Annotated in this window: 14 protein-coding genes; 5 read left to right on the forward strand and 9 right to left on the reverse strand. The window is 65.0% G+C overall.

Annotated features, from left to right (window positions below):
• Positions 1-27: 27 nt before the first annotated feature.
• The 7 genes from HS961_RS01250 to HS961_RS01280 all read right to left on the reverse strand — a co-directional run bounded on the left by HS961_RS01250 (position 28) and on the right by HS961_RS01280 (position 11,632).
• Positions 28-1,650: an ABC transporter substrate-binding protein gene (locus HS961_RS01250; protein WP_182326004.1), complete on the reverse strand. Its 1,623-nt coding sequence runs from the start codon at positions 1,648-1,650 to the stop codon at positions 28-30.
• Positions 1,651-1,817: 167 nt separating this feature from the next.
• Positions 1,818-2,456 carry a 4'-phosphopantetheinyl transferase family protein gene (locus tag HS961_RS01255; RefSeq protein WP_182326005.1) on the reverse strand — a complete coding sequence of 213 codons (639 nt, stop codon included), beginning with the start codon at positions 2,454-2,456 and terminating at the stop codon, positions 1,818-1,820.
• Positions 2,444-6,511: a Pls/PosA family non-ribosomal peptide synthetase gene (locus HS961_RS01260; protein ID WP_182326006.1), complete on the reverse strand. Its 4,068-nt coding sequence runs from the start codon at positions 6,509-6,511 to the stop codon at positions 2,444-2,446. The genes HS961_RS01255 and HS961_RS01260 overlap by 13 nt, the downstream gene beginning before the upstream one ends.
• A gap of 175 nt (positions 6,512-6,686) precedes the next feature.
• Positions 6,687-8,153, reverse strand: a complete 1,467-nt coding sequence (locus tag HS961_RS01265) for an efflux transporter outer membrane subunit (protein ID WP_182326007.1) — start codon at positions 8,151-8,153, stop codon at positions 6,687-6,689.
• Positions 8,150-9,346 (reverse strand): HlyD family secretion protein, encoded by a 1,197-nt coding sequence (locus tag HS961_RS01270; protein ID WP_182326008.1) that lies wholly within the window; start codon positions 9,344-9,346, stop codon positions 8,150-8,152. Before HS961_RS01270 ends, HS961_RS01265 begins: the two co-directional genes overlap by 4 nt.
• Positions 9,347-9,386: 40 nt before the next feature.
• Positions 9,387-11,051: an MFS transporter gene (locus tag HS961_RS01275; protein WP_182326009.1), complete on the reverse strand. Its 1,665-nt coding sequence runs from the start codon at positions 11,049-11,051 to the stop codon at positions 9,387-9,389.
• Positions 11,048-11,632, reverse strand: a complete 585-nt coding sequence (locus HS961_RS01280) for a TetR/AcrR family transcriptional regulator (protein ID WP_182326010.1) — start codon at positions 11,630-11,632, stop codon at positions 11,048-11,050. Before HS961_RS01280 ends, HS961_RS01275 begins: the two co-directional genes overlap by 4 nt.
• A 367-nt stretch (positions 11,633-11,999) precedes the next feature.
• On the opposite strand from HS961_RS01280, the gene HS961_RS01285 reads away from it, so the two are divergent.
• Both HS961_RS01285 and HS961_RS01290 read left to right on the forward strand, forming a co-directional pair.
• Positions 12,000-12,500 (forward strand): helix-turn-helix transcriptional regulator, encoded by a 501-nt coding sequence (locus tag HS961_RS01285; RefSeq protein ID WP_182326011.1) that lies wholly within the window; start codon positions 12,000-12,002, stop codon positions 12,498-12,500.
• Positions 12,497-13,768, forward strand: coding sequence for a type II toxin-antitoxin system HipA family toxin (locus HS961_RS01290; RefSeq protein WP_182326012.1), 1,272 nt, complete (start codon positions 12,497-12,499; stop codon positions 13,766-13,768). Before HS961_RS01285 ends, HS961_RS01290 begins: the two co-directional genes overlap by 4 nt.
• Before the next feature lie 85 nt (positions 13,769-13,853).
• Here the strand turns inward: HS961_RS01290 and alr are convergent, their stop codons facing one another.
• On the reverse strand, positions 13,854-14,957 hold the full coding sequence (gene alr, locus HS961_RS01295) for an alanine racemase (RefSeq protein WP_182326013.1): 1,104 nt from the start codon (positions 14,955-14,957) through the stop codon (positions 13,854-13,856).
• 142 nt (positions 14,958-15,099) lie between these two features.
• On the opposite strand from alr, the gene lplT reads away from it, so the two are divergent.
• The 3 genes from lplT (at position 15,100) to HS961_RS01310 (ending at position 17,916) form a co-directional block, all read left to right on the forward strand.
• The gene (gene lplT / locus HS961_RS01300; protein WP_182326014.1) at positions 15,100-16,401 is read left to right on the forward strand and encodes a lysophospholipid transporter LplT; all 1,302 of its coding nucleotides are present in this window, start codon (positions 15,100-15,102) and stop codon (positions 16,399-16,401) included.
• A gap of 106 nt (positions 16,402-16,507) precedes the next feature.
• Positions 16,508-17,389 (forward strand): DMT family transporter, encoded by an 882-nt coding sequence (locus HS961_RS01305; protein WP_182326015.1) that lies wholly within the window; start codon positions 16,508-16,510, stop codon positions 17,387-17,389.
• Between the two features lie 29 nt (positions 17,390-17,418).
• On the forward strand, positions 17,419-17,916 hold the full coding sequence (locus HS961_RS01310; RefSeq protein WP_182326016.1) for a glutathione peroxidase: 498 nt from the start codon (positions 17,419-17,421) through the stop codon (positions 17,914-17,916).
• A gap of 14 nt (positions 17,917-17,930) precedes the next feature.
• Here the strand turns inward: HS961_RS01310 and HS961_RS23680 are convergent, their stop codons facing one another.
• A complete protein-coding gene (locus tag HS961_RS23680) occupies positions 17,931-18,056 on the reverse strand; it encodes a hypothetical protein (RefSeq protein ID WP_272956283.1) in 126 nt (41 codons plus the stop codon).
• Positions 18,057-18,172 lie beyond the last annotated feature (116 nt).

Raw genomic sequence — 18,172 nt, forward strand, 5'->3', positions numbered from 1 at the left:
CAGCGCCCATTCTCTCAACCCTGCCCCTTAATTCACCACATTCAACAGGCGCCAGTCGATGTAGTTGTCCGCGCGGGTGGGGATGCTGACCTTCTTGCTGGTGGCCCAGGGCGTGATCAGGTTGAACAGCGGCACATGCGAGATGGCCTTGTGCTCGTTGAGCAGCACCTTTTCGATCAGCTGGTTGCGCAGCTTCAGATCCGTCTCGGTCTTGACGCGCTCGATCATCGCGTCTTGCTGCGGGTCAGAGAAGCGGCCCAGGTTGAAGTTGCCATCGCCGCTGCCGCCAGGAGAGCGCAGCAGCGCCTGCAGGCTGTAATAAGCATCAAACGTCGGCACCGACCAGCCCAGCAGATAAACGCTGGCTTCGTAGCGCTGGATCATCGGGAAGTAGGTGGCAAACGGGTAGGTGCGCAGCTTGGCCTTGATGCCCACCTTGGCCCACTGGGCGCTGATGGCCTGGCACAGCTGCTCGTCGCTGGGGTAGCGGCCGGCAGGGCAGGAGAACTCGAACTCAAAGCCATCGGGATAGCCCGCCTGGGTCAGCAGCTTCTTGGCAGCGTCGGCATCAAAGGCCAGGCGCTGGTCGGCCTGCTTGGTCCAGCCATTCACATGGTGGGCAATCAAGGTGCCGGTGGGCTGGGCCAGGCCGCGCATCACCACGCGCTGGATGGTGGCCATGTCAATCGACTGGTACAGCGCCTGGCGCACGCGCACATCCTTGAACGGGTTCTTGCCCTTGACGCTGGACTGGGGCAGTTCGTCGCGGAACTGGTCCATACCCAGGAACAGGGTGCGGTCAGCGGCGGATTCCAGCACCTGCAGGTTGGGCGCCTGCTTGATGCGCTGCAGGTCGTTCATGCTCGGGTCGATGATGAAATCGACCTCGCCCGACAGCAGCGCTGCGGTGCGTGTGGCGTCCGACTTGATCGGCGTGTACACCGCCTGTGTGATGTTGCTAGGGTACTGGGTCTTGCCCCACCACTGCGGGTTGCGCTTTAGCACCAGGCGCGAATCCTGCGACCAGCTGTCCAGCACATAGGGGCCGGTGCCCAGCGCATGGCGGTGGGCATAGTTCTCGTCCTTGGCCTTGATGTCCTTGGGCACCTCGGACTGGTGCTGCACCGCCCAGGGCTTGCTCATGATGCGCAGCTCGGTCAGCTGGTTGACCAGCACCGGGTTGGGCACGTCCGAGAAGATATCCAGGGTGCGGGCATTGACCACCTCGATGCGGTCGATGCCCTGGGTGTAGACCACAAAGCCGGAGCTCTTGGCCTTGGCCCGCTCCAGCGAGAATTTGACATCTTCGGAGGTCAGCGGCGAACCGTCGCTGAAGGTCACACCTTCACGCAACGTGATGCGCAGCTGCTTGGGGTTGATGCGCTCCCACTTGGTCGCCAGCGAAGGCTCGGGCTTCTGGGTCTGGCTGTTGTACTCCACCAACGCCTCGTACACCGCGCGGTGCACCGAGTTGTTGACCCCGACATTCTGCGCATGAATATCCCAGGACGACAGATCGGCCGAGCGGGTCCAGCGAAAGTTCGATGCCTGGGCAGAAAATGCCATGCTGGCCACTGCGCCGGCGATCGCCAGGGTGCAGACGCTGCGCGCCCAGCCGTTGCGGCCTTGCAGATAAGTGGTGGGTTGCATCACAGATTCCTTCATTCCATGCAAAAACAAAACGCCGCACTATGGCAGTGCCGACCGGCCCCGCCAACGATTTATTCGTTGTATCGATATGGGCCTGGCGCGGTGCAGATTCTGCTAGCGGCGGGCGGGCAGGCCAGTGTAACGGCCCCGCCAAAACCGGATGAGGCTTAGGCCGACGTGCGCCAGGCCAGCGCCAGGGCGCCTGAATCGGTTGTTAGATCTGTCACCACCATGCCGGCATTCCAGCCAGGTTGGCGATGATGAACTTCGGTCAACGGCATCCCGGCGCATTTGAGCTGGGCCTCCAGCCGCGCCCATTGCTGCGCAAAACCGCGCTGCCAGTCCATGCCCTGCAAGCCAGCCAGCGCAGCGGCGGCATCAGGGTCCAGATACAGCGCAGCCACCGCGGGCCATCCCGCCGCATCGATATCTGTCTGGGCATCCCCGGGCAGGCCCTGCACATCGATGCCGACGCTGCCCTCTTGCGTGCAGGCCCAAACCGCCATCGCATCGGCATAGCTGATGGACAGCTGGCACCCCGTGAATGCCTGCCCATTGCACAGCAACTGCGGCGCCTGCCCAGCCCGGCGCTGCACCGCCAATTGCCTGGCAGTGCAACCCAGCTGCGGCGCCAGCGCTTGGCAGATCGACTGGTAGACGGCCTCGCGCATGGGCTCGCGGGGCAAAGCGTCCGATGGCGGCCCAGCCATCGTCACCGCCTGGGCCTGCACCCGGCCCTGCAGCGCTGGCGGCAGGGCCAGCGGCTGCGCGGACCAACTCAGCGTTGCGGCGTCTAGGCCCGCCATGGCGACGCAGGTGCGCCCTGCCAGCGGGTGCCAGCGGGCAGGCGCTCGCCCTTCATCACCAAGGTCATGGGGCCCAGCTGCACGCCATCGCCCACCTCGGCGCTGTAGAGCACGGTGCAGCGCGCGCCCACCGTCACCCGCGCGCCAATGACGACGTCGTCCACCTTCATCACCCGGTCCTCAAACAAATGGGTTTGCGGGCAAGACAGGGCATTGAGCTCGCTGTGGTCGCCAATGGTCACGCAGTCATGCTCGGTGATGTCGGTGGTGTCCAGGTAGGCGCTGCTGGCAATCTTGCTGCCCAGCAGGTTCATCGCCAGGTTGAGCCAGGGCGTGCCGCGCAGGTAGCGCAAAAAGTTGGGCACCGCTATGCCTTCGTACATGCTGGTAGTGGCCTCGGACAGCCAGACAAAGGGCGTCCACATCGGAATCGCCTTTTTGCGGTAGCGCCCCACCAGCAACCACTTGAACAGCGCCACCGCCCAGAAGGCGACCAGGCCAAAGACCATGCCGGCAACGGCCAGGTCCAGCACCACGGCGCCCCAGCGGCCGGCAGCGGCCAGCGGCATCGCATCGAGCACGATCGCATAACCGGCGGCAATCACCAGCGCATGCGGCGCGCCAATACGGAAGGCCTCGACCAGGCCCCGGCCCAGCACGCGGCGGCGCGAGGGGGCAAAGGTCAGGTGGTCGGGGTAGCCCTGCACCACTTCGCGCGCCGGCAGGTTGATGGCCGGCGAGCCAATCCAGGTCTGGCCGGCCTGCATATCGGCATTGCGCGGCACGGCCGACATCACCCCGATCAGCACCCCTTCGGGGATAGTTGAGCCATCGGGCACATAGGCGCCATTGCCGATAAAGCTGCGGCGCGACACCACCGTGGGCTGCACCGTCATGTAGCCGCCATCAATGCGCTCATCGCCCAGCATCACCGCATCGGCCACAAAGCACTCATCACCCAGGGTCAGCATGTCAGGCACCACGCCCAGCGCGGTCGATAGCTCGGTGCGCTTGCCCACCTTGGCACCCAGCATGCGGTACCAGCTGGCCGAAAACACCGTGGCATAGATGCCGTGCAAGGTGGCCAGGCTGCCTTCCTGGATCTGGTTGGTGAGCCACTTGCCCAGGTAGCGGCCGCTGTGTACCGACCAGGTGCCCGGCTGCAGCCGGGGCAGGAACAGATAACGGATCAAGGCCGCCACCAGCATGGTGCAGACCACCAGCACCAGACTGGCCGGCAGCGCCAGCACAAAGAACTTGAAGAAACGCAGGATAAACGCACCCAGCGCATCGACCGTGCCATCCTCCAGCAGAGGCCGCACCGAGATCGAATCCACATCCAGCCAGTCGATCAGCAAGAACGCGGGGAACACCGGCATAAAGAACAGGGTCGCAATGCTCAGGCCACCCACCGCATACACCAGCATCTCCCAAACGCGCCAAGCGGCGCTGGGCCGCACACGCTCGGGCATGCAGCTGCTGTCAAACTCCGACACCGCTTGCGCAGGCGAGCCGGCCCAGACGCTGCGCGCAGGCTGCACCTGGCCATCGCTCAGGCTCGACTGCCCTTCCAGATGCGCCCAGTCGCCCAGGCGGGTATTGCCCTCCAGCACCACATAGGAGCCAATGCAGGCCTCGGCGCCAATATCGACAGGGCCCAGCAGCAGCCAGCCGCCCTCGACCCGGGCGTTCTCCAGGCTCACCACATTGCCCACACTGGCACCTGCGCCAATACGCAGCAGATCGGGGGCGCGCACGGTCATGGAGCCCAGCACCACATCCGTGCCCACCTTGGCGCCCAGCGCGCGCAGCCACAGCGGGAACAGCGAGGAGCCGGTGATCATGCCCACCGGCACGGCTTCGACCAAGCGATCCACCAGCCACCAGCGGAAATAGGTCAGCCCCCACAGCGGGTAGCGCCCCGCCTTGAGCCGGCCCGCAATCAGCCACTTGCCCGCCCAGGCCACGGCAAACTCCAGCACCGTGGCCAGCGCAAAAGCCAGCACCGAGATGGCAATGGCCAGCGGCACCGAGTCGTTCTCGTCCCCGGTGAAGAAGTGGTAGGTGAAGAACGGCGCCAGCCATTGCGCCATCTTGACCAGCACCAAAAACGGAATCGCCAGCGCCTGCGCGGCACCGCAGCGCCAGCGGCGCAAGGCCGAATGCTCGCGGAACGCGCGGGGTGCGGCGGCTGGCGCATCGTCCGCCACCATGCCCGCTTGCAAGACCTCGGCAATCGCACCCACACGGCGCTGCTGGTAGATCGTGCTGACGGTGGCCTGTGCAAAACGCGGGTCGGCACGCAGCATCGAGGTCAGCCGCGCCGCGAACAGCGAGTGGCCGCCCAGGTCGCTGAAGAAGTCCAAGGAGCGGCGGATGGGCTGGCCCGGAAAGATCTTCGCCAGCGCAGCAAACAGCAGCTCCTCGGCCGGGGTCTCGGCAGTGTCCGAGTCACCGCTGTCCACGGCAGCGCTCAGCTCGGCGGCACGCAGCGCCTTGCGGTCGATCTTGCCCGAGGTCAGGCGCGGCATCAGCGCCTGCGCCTCAAAGCGGGCGGGCACCATGTAGGGCGGAAGGCGCTCGGCCAGCGCGCTGCGCAGTGCGGCATGGCTGGGGGGCGCGTCCAACGGCACATAAAAGGCCACCAGCTGGTCGATGCCATCGTCCTTACGCAGCAGCACGGCCGTGGTGCCCACACCGGGCTGCTGGGCCAAAACCGCTTCGATCTCGCCCAGCTCCACGCGGAAGCCTCGGATCTTCACCTGGTCATCGGCCCGGCCCAGGCACTGCATCTGGCCTTTTTCATCGATGCGCGCCAGGTCGCCGGTCCGGTAAAGGCGCGTGTCATGCGGCCCTGCCGGCCAGGGGTTGTCCAAAAACTTCTCGGCCGTCAGCTCCGGCCGGCCCAGGTAGCCAGCGGCCACGCCAGGGCCAGTAATGCAGAGCTCGCCCACCTCACCGGCCGGCAGGCCTACCAAGGTAGGCGCGGTGCCTGCAGGAAATCTCTCCGCCTCGATCACCTGCACGACCACCATGCTGTAGTTGGGCAAGGGCGTGCCGATGGTGACGGGCTCGCCCCCCTGCAGCTCGGCCAGGCTGGCCGATACGGTGGCCTCGGTCGGCCCATAGGTGTTGAACAGCTGCCGAGGCGCGCCGGTGCTGGAACGGGCCCAGCGATCAACCAGCGCTTCGGGGCACATCTCGCCGCCCAGGTTGATGATGCGCAGGCTCGGCACATCCTGGGCAAACAGCGCCAGCAAGGTGGGCACGGCATGCAGGACAGTGACCTGCTGGTCCAGCAAGGCCTGGGGCAGGGCCTCGGGGTCGCCGGCAATCTCACGCGGCGCAATCCACAAGGTGGCACCCACCAGGTAGCTGATCCAGATCTCCTCGAAGGACATGTCAAAGGCCACCGAGAAGCCCTGGTAGACCTTGTCGCCCAGGCGCACGCCCAGGCGCGCATTCTCACTGCGCAAAAAGTGGCAAATGCTGCCCTGGTTGATGGCGATGCCCTTGGGCTTGCCGGTCGAGCCGCTGGTGTAGATCACATAGGCGGGATCGCTGGGCTGGGCATTGCTGCGCCGGCGCGCTGCGGTGCCGGCGGGCAACTCGGCCAGCAGGCCAATGTCCGTCAACAGCGGGCACTGCACCTGGGCATCGCGCAGGCCTTGTTGGGGCGTGGCGGCCGCCATCAGCAGCGCCTTGGCCCCTGCGTCTTCCAGGCAGGTCGCTATGCGCTCAGGGGGTGTTTCGCTGTCAAAGGGCAGCCAGGCGGCGCCGGTTTTGGCAATGGCCAGCTGCAGGCTGAGCAAGGCGATGCCGCGTGGCAGCCACAGGCCGACCATGTCGCCCGGGCCAATGCCGGCCTCGATCAGCCGGTGGGCCGCACGGCTGGCGTCGGCGTCGAGCTCGGCATAGCTCAGCTGCCGCGTGCCGGCAATCAGCGCGACTTGCTCGGGGTGGGCATAGGCGGTGGCCTCGAACACATCGGCCAGCACCTCGTGGCGCAACAAATCAGGGCGCTCGGGCCCCCGCAAAACAACAGTCTCAGACATGGCAGTACCCGGCAGCTGCAGAAGGCGCAGGCGCACCGCCTATCTGCACAAAACGCCCCAGAACGGGGCATTCGCGCATTATGCGGCTGCACCAGGGCCTGCTAAACCGGGATCACCCCTGGATGGGGCTCTCTGAGGGCGGGGCACAACGCTTTGCTGCCCGTTTAAGCCCGGCCTAATCTGCAGCCACGGGCTGCACTGCTGTTGCCGGCAAAACGGCATCGGCCGACCAGCCGCCGCCCAGCGCACGGTACAGCGCAATCTGGTTGTCCAGCCGGCTTTGGCGCAGGTTGACCAGCTCGGTCTCGGCCTGGAACAGGTTGCGCTGGGCGTCGATCTGCTCCAGGTAGGAGGCATAGCCCGCCTCATAGCGGTCCTTGGCATAGCCGAGCGTCTGGGCCAGCACGGCCCGGCGGCGCTCAGCCGCCTGCTCCTGCTCGGCCAGGCGTTGCACGCCGACCAGCGCGTTTTCCACATCGCCCAAGGCCGACAGCACCGCGCCCCGGTAGGCGTAGGCGGCTTGGTCGCGCTGGGCCGTGGCCGTGTCGTACTGGGCATCAAGCCGGCCGCCATCAAACAGCGGTGCGAGCGCGCTGGCGCCCAGGCTCCAGACGTTGATCGGGTTGTACTGCAGCGCATTGACAAACAGCCGCCCTGCGCTGGCGCTGAGGTTGAGCTGGGGCAGGTAGGCGGCGCGGCTGGCACGCAGGCCGGCATCGCTGGCGGCCAGGTTCAGCTCCGCCTGCACCAGGTCAGGCCGGCGGCGCAGCAGGGTCGACGGCAGCGCAGCGGGCACCACCGGCATCTGCAGGCGGGCAAAGCCCTGGCCGTCGGCCGCAGCGGTATCGCGCACGGCGGGCACATCGCCGGCCAGCAATTGCAGCGCGTTGTACTGCCGCGCAATCGCCAGCTCCAGCGGCGGGATCTGGCCCTGGATGGCCTCGTACTCGGCCTGGGCCTGGGTCACCTGCAGGCGCGAGATATAGCCCACCGATTCCTGGTCACGGGCCAGCTGCAGCGCGGTGCTGCGGGTCTGCAGGGTCTGGCGCGTCTGGGCCAGTTGCGCCTCGCGGCCCAGCAGATCGACATAGGCCTGGGCCGTGGTGGCCGCCACCGTCAGCGCCACCGCATCGCGGTCGGCCTGGCTGGCGCGGTACTGCAGATCGGCTGCCGTGCTGCGGTCGCCCAGGCGGCCCCAGAGATCGGGCTCCCAGCTGGCCTGCAACTGGGGCTGGATGGAGCGGCTGGTGGTGATGCCCGAGGCCGTCAAGGTGTGGGTCGCCCCCACATTGGTGCCCAGCGACAGGTTGGGTTGCAGTGCGGCATCGGCCGCCGCCAGTTGGGCGCGGGCTGCCGCTACCCGGGTGCCTGCCACCTGCAGGTTGGCGTTGCGGGCCAGCGCGGCCTGCACATAGTGGTTGAGCTGTTCATCGCCAAAGGCCTGCCACCAGGCGGCGGGCACGACTGCCTCAGGCCCGCTGGTAGCAGCAGCCTCAGTCTGCGCCCAGGCGCTGGGCACGGTCACGGCGGCATCGGCGGGCGCCTGGCGCAGGGCGGGGGCGCAACCGGCCAGCAGCAGGGCCATGCCCAGCGCCGTCAGCGTGGTACAGGCCGAGCCGCGCAAAAGGCGGGGGCCGGTCATGGCTGTTCTCCCTGGGCGGCGGCCTTGGCGGCGCGCGTGTCCACATGCACTTCGACCGACATGCCGGGGCGCAGGCGGGCGGCCAGCGGCTGGTTCGGGTCAATCGCAATGCGGATCGGCAGGCGCTGCACGATCTTGATGAAGTTGCCCGAGGCGTTGTCCGCCTTGATGACGCTGAACTCCGAGCCGGTAGCTGGGGCCATCTGCTCGATATGGCCGCTCAGCTCGGCGCCTTCGAGCGCATCCACAGAGAAGCTCGCGGCCTGGCCCAGCTGCATATGGGCGATCTGGGTTTCCTTGAAGTTGGCCACCACCCAGAGCTGGTCGGGCACCAGGAACAGCAGCTGCGTGCCCGAGGCCACGTACTGGCCCTGGCGCACGGAGGCCTCGCTGATCTGGCCATCACGCGGCGCACGCACCACCGTGTTGTCCAGGTCGATCTTGGCGAGGCCCAGCTGGGCTTCGGCGCCCTTCACCTGGGCTTCCAGGCTGGCGCGTGCCACCTGGGTGGATTTGATGCTTTGCTCGCCGATGCGGATGTCGGCCTGCGCCTTTTGCACATTGGCCTTGGCCAGTTGGCTGGTGGCGCGGGATTGGTCGCGCTCGCGCAGCGACACCGAGCCGCGCGCGGCCAGGTCCTCGACCCGCTGCAGATCGGCGCCCGCACGGCGGGCTTCGGCATCCACCGCCGACAGGCTGGCCTGGCGTGCGCCCAGGTTGGCGCGGTTCTGCGCCTGGGTCTGGTCTGAGTTGGCCAGCTGCGCGCGGGCATTGTCCAGCTGCGCCTGGGCCTGGGCCACTTTCTCTTCATAGATGCGGTCATCAATGCGCAGCAGCACATCGCCGCGTTTGACATGCGCATAGTCCTGCACATTCACCTCCGTCACATAGCCGCTGACCTGGGGCGCCAACACAGTGATCTGGCCACGCACATAGGCGTTGTCGGTGCGCATCATGTCGGATGCAAAGGGCGGCAGCTTCCAGGCCCAGAGCACCAGCAGCACGCCGGCCAGCGCGACGACCGCCATCGTCAGTACCGCGCGGCGGCTGGGCCGGATCAGCTTGGCGGTGGGCGATGCGGCAGGCGCGGGCGCGGGCAATGGGGCCGCAGGCGCAGGTGTGGCTTGGGGCGCTGCAGGCGCCGTTGTGGGAGCGGCTGCAGCGTTGGGAGAGGTGTTTTCAGTATCAGACATTGTTGTTGCTTTATAGATAGGGGTCGAAAAGGGGCTGGGGTTAGATGGGCGCCGGCAGCTCACCCCGGCGCCGCGCCAGCCAGGCCAGCATGCGCTGGCGCAGCACGCGGTAGAACGCCCAGGCCAGGAAGGCCAGCGCCATCGCGCCAATCACGCGGAACACATCGTTGAAGGCGCGCACTGCCGCTTCACGCCGGATCACCTGCACCAGCTGGGCCTGGCTTTGGGCGCCGCGCTGCACCGGGTCGGTGATGGTGCGGCCCAGTGCTTGCGACTGCTGGGCCAGGCGCTGGGCGACCAGCGGGTTGGTCACCGGCATATCGGCCGCAATCGCCTGCGTGTAGAGCTGGGCGCGCTGCTGCTGGATGCTTCCCAGCAGCGCGGGGCCCAGCAAACCGCCCAGGCTTTGGGTCACCGAGAACAGCACCACAAAGGTGACCATGTGGTCCAACCCCTTGCCCAGCGCCCGCTGGATGCCGATCATCATCACTGGCCCCATGAACAGCGCCGCCGAGAACGCGATCAGGAACTGGCTGAAGAAAAAGTCATGCGGACGGCTCAGGCTGGTGGAGTGCAGATCCAGCCAGCCACCCGCGCCGATCAGCAGGATCGAGGTCAGGATCTGCGGCAGGATGGCCTGGGGGCTGAAGGTGGCCGCCCCAACAATCACGCCTAGCAGCATGCCAACAAAGATCACGCCATACAGCGCCTGCAGCTGCTCGGGCACCACGCCCATCGCGCGCAGCAGGCCCACCACGCCATAGTTCTGCTCCGAGATCATGAAACGCATCATGATGGCGCCCGCCATAAAGGTCAGCGTCGTGGGATGCATCAGCCAGCGCAGCTGGATCAGCGGCGTGCGGCGGCTGTACTCCAGCAGGGCCGCCAGCGCAAACAACACCAGCGAGGCGATCAGCGCATAGGCCAGCCAGGGGGTGCTAAACCACCAGGCATTTACGCCCTGGGCCAGCACCGCGCACAGCAGGCCGACGGCAGGCGCGACCAGCAAGAAGGTCACAAAATCCAGCGGTTCAAACACATGGATCTGCAGGCCTCTTGGCAGTTTGAGCACCACCACGGCCGCAAAGGCCATCAGCGCCAACCCGGCCTCAAACGCATACAGATGGGGCCAGGGGTTGACGTTGACCAGCGAGGGCGACAGCACCCAGGCCAGAGGCACGGCGATCGAGGACATGTTCATGCCCAGGATGAAGGCCGATGGCACCTTGGAAGCTGGGAAGCCCTGCATCACATACATCACGGCCAGCGAGGTGGTGGTGGCGCCAGCAAAGCCAGCGACGGCGCGCACGATGATCGACATCGTGTAGCCCTCGACAAACACGTGCAGCAGCGCCAGCAGCGCGTAAATGCCCAGGCCCCATTCGGCAAACACCCGCAGGCCCAGTTGCTGCCGGCTTTTGAAGACCAGCAGGTTGGCCGTCACATTGACCATCACATAGGCGGCCGGCAGCCAGGCGGCCTCCACCGGGGTGAGGCCCAGCTGGCCCTGGATGGAGGTCAGATTGGCCGTGACCAGGCCATTGCCCAAGCCACCGACCAGGCCCACAAACAGGCCCACCATGATGTAGGCGATACGCCGGGGCAGCGTGTGCTGCAGCCGCGCGGGTGAGCCTGGCAGCACGGGACGCTCATGCGTCTCCCAGTCAGGCGGTTGTTCTACATAGCGAAAGGCGGGCGCGTTCATACCGTCTCCCTGGCATCCGTGCGCAGGCCTTCGGTGATCAGCTGCCAGGCGCGGTCGCTCAGTTGCAGGCGCTCGGCCGGCGTGCGGCCACGCCGCGCTGCGCTGAACATGCCAACGATCAGCAGCAAATCAGCGCCCTCCAAATCCTCCCGGCAGCGGCCAGCCGCCTTGGCCTGCAGCAACAAGGGCGTCACCAGTGCCAAGAGGCGCGCACGCAGATCGACGACCAAGGGGTCATCGAGCGGCAGCGAACGCCAGTAATCGGTCAACGGCACGGTCAGCACCGAGTCATGGGCCCAGAGGCGCAGAAACTCGAACAGCGCATCGGCATCGCCCGTCTCGCTCAAGGCATGGGCCTTGGCGGCCAGCCGCTCCAAAATGTGGATCAACAAGGCCCGCAGCAGCGCCGGCCTGTCCGCAAAATTGCGGTACAGCGTCGTGCGGCTCACCCCCGCCCGCTCCGCCACCACATCCAAAGCCACCGTCACCCCCTGCTCGGTAAACACATGCAGGGCCGCATCGAGCAACTGGCTGCGGTGGGCCAGCGCATCACTGCGGGGTTGGCGTTCTTTGGGGGTCATGGTAAGGAGGCAAAAGCATTAAACGTACAAAACTGTACGCTAATTGCGCGCGGCCTGCACAGACCCTGCGGACATCAGGGTAAACCCGTGGGTTAATGGCTGCCTATTTTTTGAGCAATTTATTGGTGACTTTCGACAGAACAGCCTGCTAGATGAGCCCCCAGAGATCACGCGGCTCACTTGAAGAAGAGCAGTGAGGCATGACACATTCTTCTTGAATTATTTATAGATGAATAAAATATGCGTAAATGACAACATCTATGTTGCTTAACACCTTTAGCAAGCAGAGGTTGGTCGGATTTGAGCAACGTAGAGTCGAAATAATTCATAGATTTGCTTTTCTCGCGCAAAAGACTAATATCTATGAATGCCTCGCCAAAACACACCGCCCTCCGACTACCCGCAAGCTGTTCTGCAGCAGATCGAAAAGCTGGCGCAGAACATTGCGATCGCCCGTAAGCGGCGGGGAGAGTCGCAGGCGCAATGGGCCAAACGACTGGGCATTTCGCAGCCCACGATGGCGCGGATCGAACGGGGTGATCCGTCGGTCGCAATGGCCTCCTATGTGATGTGCATGTGGCTGATCAATCCAAAGGGCGATTTGGCCGAGTTGATTGCGCCGCAGAACGACCATGCGGCGCTGGAGCGGGAGGTCGCCAAGGCAAAAGCTCAACGCAAACCCAAAGCGCCCCAGCCAAACCGTCTGGTGCCGCCAACGGCCAACGCGGATAGTGCCGTGTACCCCAGCCAGGAATCCGACCTTGCCTCCATCATTCCTGGCTTGTTGAACGAGGCACGCCAGGAATGGACAAGTGCAGCCCCAGGGCTTGCCGCTCTCATGGCCAAGAAGCCTCCCCAAAAGCCATGACCGCCGCCGCCTTCCCCTCCGTCTCTGCACGCACCTATGTGCCGCAAGACCAGCTCTATGTCTGGGCCATGGTCAACCCGGCGGCGCCCACCTTGGCGGGCACGGTCAGCCTTTCGCAGCTGGTGGCGGATTGCGCCACGTTCAGCTATGCGCCAGATTGGTGGAACTTTGCACTCAGCCAGGACCTGCCCTTGGTGCAAGGCCAGCTCTTCAGCAACGACGAAAAGCACACGGCACCCGGCGCCATTGACGATGCCCGGCCTGACCGATGGGGCGAGCGCATCATCCGCCACATCGACCGGCCGGCACGCCTGTCGATTCTGGAGATGCTGCTCTTTGCCGGGGACGACCGCTTTGGCGCGCTGGGCATCTCCACCTCGGCCGAGCATTACCTGCCGCGCTACATCGGGCCCTATCCACAGCTGAAGGACTTGGCGCAACTCGCTGCCGCCGTCGAGGATGTTCAGACCCAGGCCCCGATCACCCCCGAGATACAGCGCCTGGTCCAGCCCGGCGTCACCTTGGGCGGCGCCCGGCCCAAGGCCTTGCTGCAAACCGACAACGGCCCTTGCGTCATCAAGTTCAGCGAGCTGGATGATGCTGTGGATACGCCGCTGATTGAACACGCGACGATGAGGCTGGCCGCACAGGCCAACATATACACCGCCAAGACTGCCGTGCTGCCTCTGCCACCGCGCTATGGCAAGGCGCGGCACGCACTCACCATTGCGCGTTTTGATCGCATCGGCCCCTTCCGGGTGCACTGCCAATCCGCCCACACCGCCTTGCGCGCTGCGGGGTTGGAGATGAGCTATAGCGCCCTGGCAAGCATCCTGCTGCGCCTGGGCCATCCAGAGCGCCAAGCCGCCATGCGAGAGGAGTTATTCAAGCGCATGGTCTTTAACATCCTCATGGACAACACCGACGACCATGAGCGCAACCACAGCCTCAGCCTCAACCTGGCTGATAACTACTACGACCTGAGCCCCGCCTACGACGTAGTGCCGAGCCTGCAGAACCTGGGCTACCAAGCCCTCAGTGTGGGGACCATGGGGGCCGAATCCAGTCTGGAGAACGCCCTCAGCCAGATCAATGAATACGGCCTTAAAAGGCCGCGCGCCCTGTCGCTGGTTAAACAAGTGGCTACTGTCGTCGACCAATGGGCTGCGCATTTTCGGGCGCTGGGTGTCAGCCCGGTGGATATGGAACAGCTCGCAGCCAGCATAGACCGCGACGCGCTCAGGCTACAAAGGCAGGCATTTCTTTAAAGCCTGCGTGGCTGGCGGAATACTTCAGCAAAGCACGCGCAGCGCCAGCCCAACCCTTCAAAGATTTGCCTATTTTTGAGGCAGCTCAGTGCCCATCCACCACCACCGGCACCCGTGGCGCCACCGCGCACATCAGCTCATAGCCCACGGTGCCTGCGGCCTGCGCCACTTCGTCGATGGGGAGCACCGTGCCGTTGGCGGCGCGGCCCCACAGAGTCACTTCGCTGCCCCAGCCGGCTTGGGGGATGTCGGTGAGATCGACGGTGACCATGTCCATGCTGACACGACCGATCAGGCGCGAGCGCTGGCCGTCGACCAGCACGGGGGTGCCGTTGCCGCAGTGGCGGGGGTAGCCGTCGGCATAGCCGCAGGCGACGACGCCGATGCGCATGGGCTTGTCGGCGGTGAAGGCCGAGCCGTAGCCGACGGTATCGCCGGCCTGCAGCTCCTGCACGCCGATGACCTTGGCCGACAAGGTCATCGTCGGCTGCAGGCCCCAGTCCTCGGCGGTTTGCAGCGGGTAATCGGGCGCGCTGCCGTAGAGCAGAATGCCGCCCCGCACCCAGTCGCCGCGTTGGCTGGCTGGCATGTCGGGGTTGCGCAGCATCGCGGCGCTGTTGCAGATGCTGCGCTCGCCGGGAAGGTCCAAGGTGGTCTGGTTGAACAGCGCCAGCGCTGCGCCAATGCCTTTGGCGGTGTCGGCATCGCTGAAGTGGGTGATGAGGGAGATCTCGTCCACCTGGGTCAGCGCATTGAGGCGGGCCCAGGCGGAGCGGTAGCGCTCGGCGGTAAAGCCCAGGCGGTTCATGCCGGAGTTCATCTTCAGAAAGACGCGGTGCGGCTGCTGGGTCTTGTGGGCCGCCAGCCAGTCGATCTGCTGGTCGCAGTGCACCGTGTGCCAAAGGTTCAGGCGCGAGCACAGCTCCAGGTCACGTGCATCGAAGACGCCTTCGAGCAACAGAATCGGGCCGCGCCAGCCCAGATCGCGGATGCGCTGGGCTTCGGACGGCTCCAGCAGCGCAAAGCCATCGGCGGCGCGCATGCCGTCAAACACCTGCTCGATGCCATGGCCGTAAGCGTTTGCTTTCACGACACACCACAGCTTGGCGTCTTGCGCCGCCTGGCGCGCGCGGGCCAGGTTATGTTGCAAAGCAGCGGTATGAATGGTGGCTAGAATGGGGCGCGGCATGGCAAATACTCACAACAAGATTATGAAAACCCCTAGTATTCTGGCACCGTGCTTTCAGCCCTGCGTGCTATAACCTCGACTCCCTACACGTAGCTTACAAATTTCTCGCGCCATTAGCATCCCTTATTAGCCTCTCCAACGAATGAAGCGCGGTTTCTATACCATCATGTCGGCGCAGTTTTTCAGCTCGCTGGCCGACAACGCCCTGTTTGTCGTTGCCGTCGATCTGCTGATCAACTCAGGTGCAGCCGAGTGGCAACGGGCCGCCTTGGTGCCCATGTTCGCGCTGTTCTACGTGATCCTGGCACCGTTTGTGGGCGCATTTGCCGATGCCTACCCCAAGGGGCAGGTGATGTTCATCAGCAATGCCATCAAGGTGATCGGCTGCCTGCTGATGCTGTTTGGCCACCATCCGCTGCTGGCCTATGCCGTCGTAGGCCTGGGCGCTGCGGCTTACTCCCCCGCCAAGTACGGCATCCTCACCGAACTGCTGCCGGCCAGCCAGCTGGTGCGGGCCAATGGCTGGATCGAGGGGCTGACCATCACCTCGATCATTCTGGGTGTGCTGCTGGGCGGCCAACTGGTAGGCCCCCAAATCTCCGGCTGGCTGCTGTCCTTTGACCTGCCGCTGATCGATACCCCCATCGACACCCCATCGGAGGCAGCGATCTGCGTGATCGGCCTGCTCTATGCAGGCGCTGCCTGGTTCAACACCCGCATCCCCCGCACCGCTACCCAGCTGGTGCCGCTGCGCCAGGACATGAGCCGCAGCATGTTCTCCAATGTGATGGACCTGCTGCCTGACTTTTGGCGCTGCAACAACCGCCTCTGGCACGACAAGCTCGGCCAGATTTCGCTGTCGACCACCACCTTGTTCTGGGGCGTGTCGGGCAACCTGCGCTACATCGTGCTGGCCTGGAGCGCCGTCGCGCTGGGCTACAGCACTACCAAGGCCTCGGCCCTCGTTGGCGTGGTGGCCATTGGCACGGCAGTCGGCGCGATTCTGGCCTCCATGCGCATGAAGCTGGACGGCGCCACGCGCGTGATCCCGCTGGGCATTGCGATGGGCCTGTTGGTAGTGGGCATGAACTTCATCCACAGCATCTGGCTGGCGGTGCCTTTTCTGATTGTGCTGGGGGGCCTGGGCGGCTTCCTAGTGGTGCCAATGAACGCACTGCTGCAGCACCGGGGCCACAACCTGATGGGCTCGGGCCGCTCGATTGCTGTGCAAAACTTCAACGAGCAGGCCTGCATCCTGGGTCTGGGCGTCGTCTACAGCATGTTCACCCGGTTTGGCATGTCGGCCTATGGCGCCATCACCTGCTTTGGCCTGCTGGTGGCCGGCATCATGTGGTGCATCCAGCTCTGGCACCGGCATAATTGCAAGCAGCATCCGCAGGAAATCAAACGGCTGCTGGACATTGCCCGCCACGACCACCACTGATGAGCCCTGCGGTGGGCAAGGCGCCAAGCCCTGCCGCCCACCTGCATCCCTACCCATAGAAAGCTGACAGCGCCTGTTGACCCCAGGCGCTGCTCTCCGTTGCCCCATGCTCACCGCGCTGCCCTTTTTAGCCTTGATGACCAATGCCCTGATCTGGGGCACGATCTGGTGGCCGTTCCGCCAGCTGCAAGGCATGGGCGTACACCCGGTGCTGGCCACCGCCCTGGTCTACCTGATCCTGTTTTGCGGGCTGATGCTGGTCAAACCTGCAGCGGCGGCCATTGCCCGGCGCCACCCCATGCTGCTGTTGCTGGCCTTTACCTCCGGCACCACCAATGTGCTGTTCAACTGGGCCGCTACCACCGGCGATGTGGTGCGCGTGGTGCTGCTGTTCTATCTGATGCCCGCCTGGTCGGTGCTGCTGGCCTGGTACTTTCTGGGGGAGAGGCCCAACAAATACTCGGTCCTGCGCCTGGTGCTGGCCTTCAGCGGCGTGCTGATCGTGATGATCCCGGCCGGCGCCACCTGGCAGAGCCTGACAGCCAACCTCTCACTGCCCGATGCGCTGGCGATTGCCGGCGGCTTTACCTTTGCCGGCACCAATGTGGTTTTGCGCAGCCAGTACCGGGTGCCGGGCGAGGCGCGCATGCTGGCCATGTTCTTTGGCGGCCTGGTTGCCGCTGGTGCCATGTCGGTGCTGGGCATCTACCTGGGCCGTATGCCGGCCCTCCCCGATATCGCCTGGAGTTGGCCGTTGATGGTGCTGGTGGTCGCCGTGCTGATCATGCTCAGCAACTGGACCTTGCAGTACGGCGCCTCGCGCCTGGCCGCCACTACGGCTGCCGTGGTGATGCTGTCCGAAGTGGTGTTTGCCAGCGCCTCCAACGTGATGATCGAGGGCGCCGTGCTCTCGGGCCGGCTGCTGCTGGGCGGCGCGCTGGTGCTGTCGGCATCGCTGATTGCGGCGATTGAATCTCGCCTGCCTTAAGCAGATGGTTAGCGACTAAGATAGCCGCCATGCCCCAAGCTCAGCACACGCTCCAGGATTTTGTACTCCACGACGCCAGCGCACAGCCCCTACCGCTAGCGCGCTATGCCGGCCAGGTGGTGCTCGTCGTCAACACCGCCACGGCCTGCGGTTTTACGCCGCAGCTCAAAGGGCTGGAAGCGCTGCAGCAGCAGTATGGCGCGCAAGGCTTGCAGGTGCTGGGCCTCCCCTGCAACCAGTTTGGCGCGCAGGCATCGGGCAGCAATGCCGAGATTGCGCAGTTTTGCGAGCTGAACTACCAGACGAGCTTCCCCAGCCTGGCCAAGGTGGAGGTGAACGGCCCGCACGCCGACCCCTTGTTTGTCTGGCTCAAGGCGCAGGCACCGGGCATCCTGGGTGGGCGGATTCTGTGGAATTTCACCAAGTTTCTGGTCGCGCGCGATGGCACCACGGTGCAGCGCTTTGCCCCGATGACCAAGCCGGCCAAGCTGGCAGCGGCTATCGAGAAGGCATTGGCTTCTTCTTAAATACCAAACGGCGCTCAGTCCATCAGCGCCGTCTCCAGCCCGGCCGCAATGCTGGCCAAGCCGGCAATCACGCAGACCGCGCCCCAGAACTTGCGCAGCCAGCGGCGCTTGGGGTTGGCTTTGGTGGGGTCGGGCTTCATGGCGTTCTCCTTGCCAAGTCTCAGAAGGTCAGTGTAAGCAGCGGCAGATCAGCGATCAAGCCAGAGGCATAAAAAAAGCTGTCCACACTTTTGGAGCGTGGGCAGCTTTTTGATTG

The sequence above is a fragment of the Comamonas piscis genome (assembly GCF_014109725.1).
Lineage (GTDB): Bacteria > Pseudomonadota > Gammaproteobacteria > Burkholderiales > Burkholderiaceae_C > Comamonas > Comamonas piscis.

Coding starts and splice junctions, on each gene's coding strand:
- HS961_RS01250 (WP_182326004.1), bottom strand. CDS start 1,650: ATGCAACCCACCACTTATCTGCAAGGCCGCAACGGCTGGGCGCGCAGC.
- HS961_RS01255 (WP_182326005.1), bottom strand. CDS start 2,456: ATGGCGGGCCTAGACGCCGCAACGCTGAGTTGGTCCGCGCAGCCGCTG.
- HS961_RS01260 (WP_182326006.1), bottom strand. CDS start 6,511: ATGTCTGAGACTGTTGTTTTGCGGGGGCCCGAGCGCCCTGATTTGTTG.
- HS961_RS01265 (WP_182326007.1), bottom strand. CDS start 8,153: ATGACCGGCCCCCGCCTTTTGCGCGGCTCGGCCTGTACCACGCTGACG.
- HS961_RS01270 (WP_182326008.1), bottom strand. CDS start 9,346: ATGTCTGATACTGAAAACACCTCTCCCAACGCTGCAGCCGCTCCCACA.
- HS961_RS01275 (WP_182326009.1), bottom strand. CDS start 11,051: ATGAACGCGCCCGCCTTTCGCTATGTAGAACAACCGCCTGACTGGGAG.
- HS961_RS01280 (WP_182326010.1), bottom strand. CDS start 11,632: ATGACCCCCAAAGAACGCCAACCCCGCAGTGATGCGCTGGCCCACCGC.
- HS961_RS01285 (WP_182326011.1), top strand. CDS start 12,000: ATGCCTCGCCAAAACACACCGCCCTCCGACTACCCGCAAGCTGTTCTG.
- HS961_RS01290 (WP_182326012.1), top strand. CDS start 12,497: ATGACCGCCGCCGCCTTCCCCTCCGTCTCTGCACGCACCTATGTGCCG.
- alr (WP_182326013.1), bottom strand. CDS start 14,957: ATGCCGCGCCCCATTCTAGCCACCATTCATACCGCTGCTTTGCAACAT.
- lplT (WP_182326014.1), top strand. CDS start 15,100: ATGAAGCGCGGTTTCTATACCATCATGTCGGCGCAGTTTTTCAGCTCG.
- HS961_RS01305 (WP_182326015.1), top strand. CDS start 16,508: ATGCTCACCGCGCTGCCCTTTTTAGCCTTGATGACCAATGCCCTGATC.
- HS961_RS01310 (WP_182326016.1), top strand. CDS start 17,419: ATGCCCCAAGCTCAGCACACGCTCCAGGATTTTGTACTCCACGACGCC.
- HS961_RS23680 (WP_272956283.1), bottom strand. CDS start 18,056: ATGAAGCCCGACCCCACCAAAGCCAACCCCAAGCGCCGCTGGCTGCGC.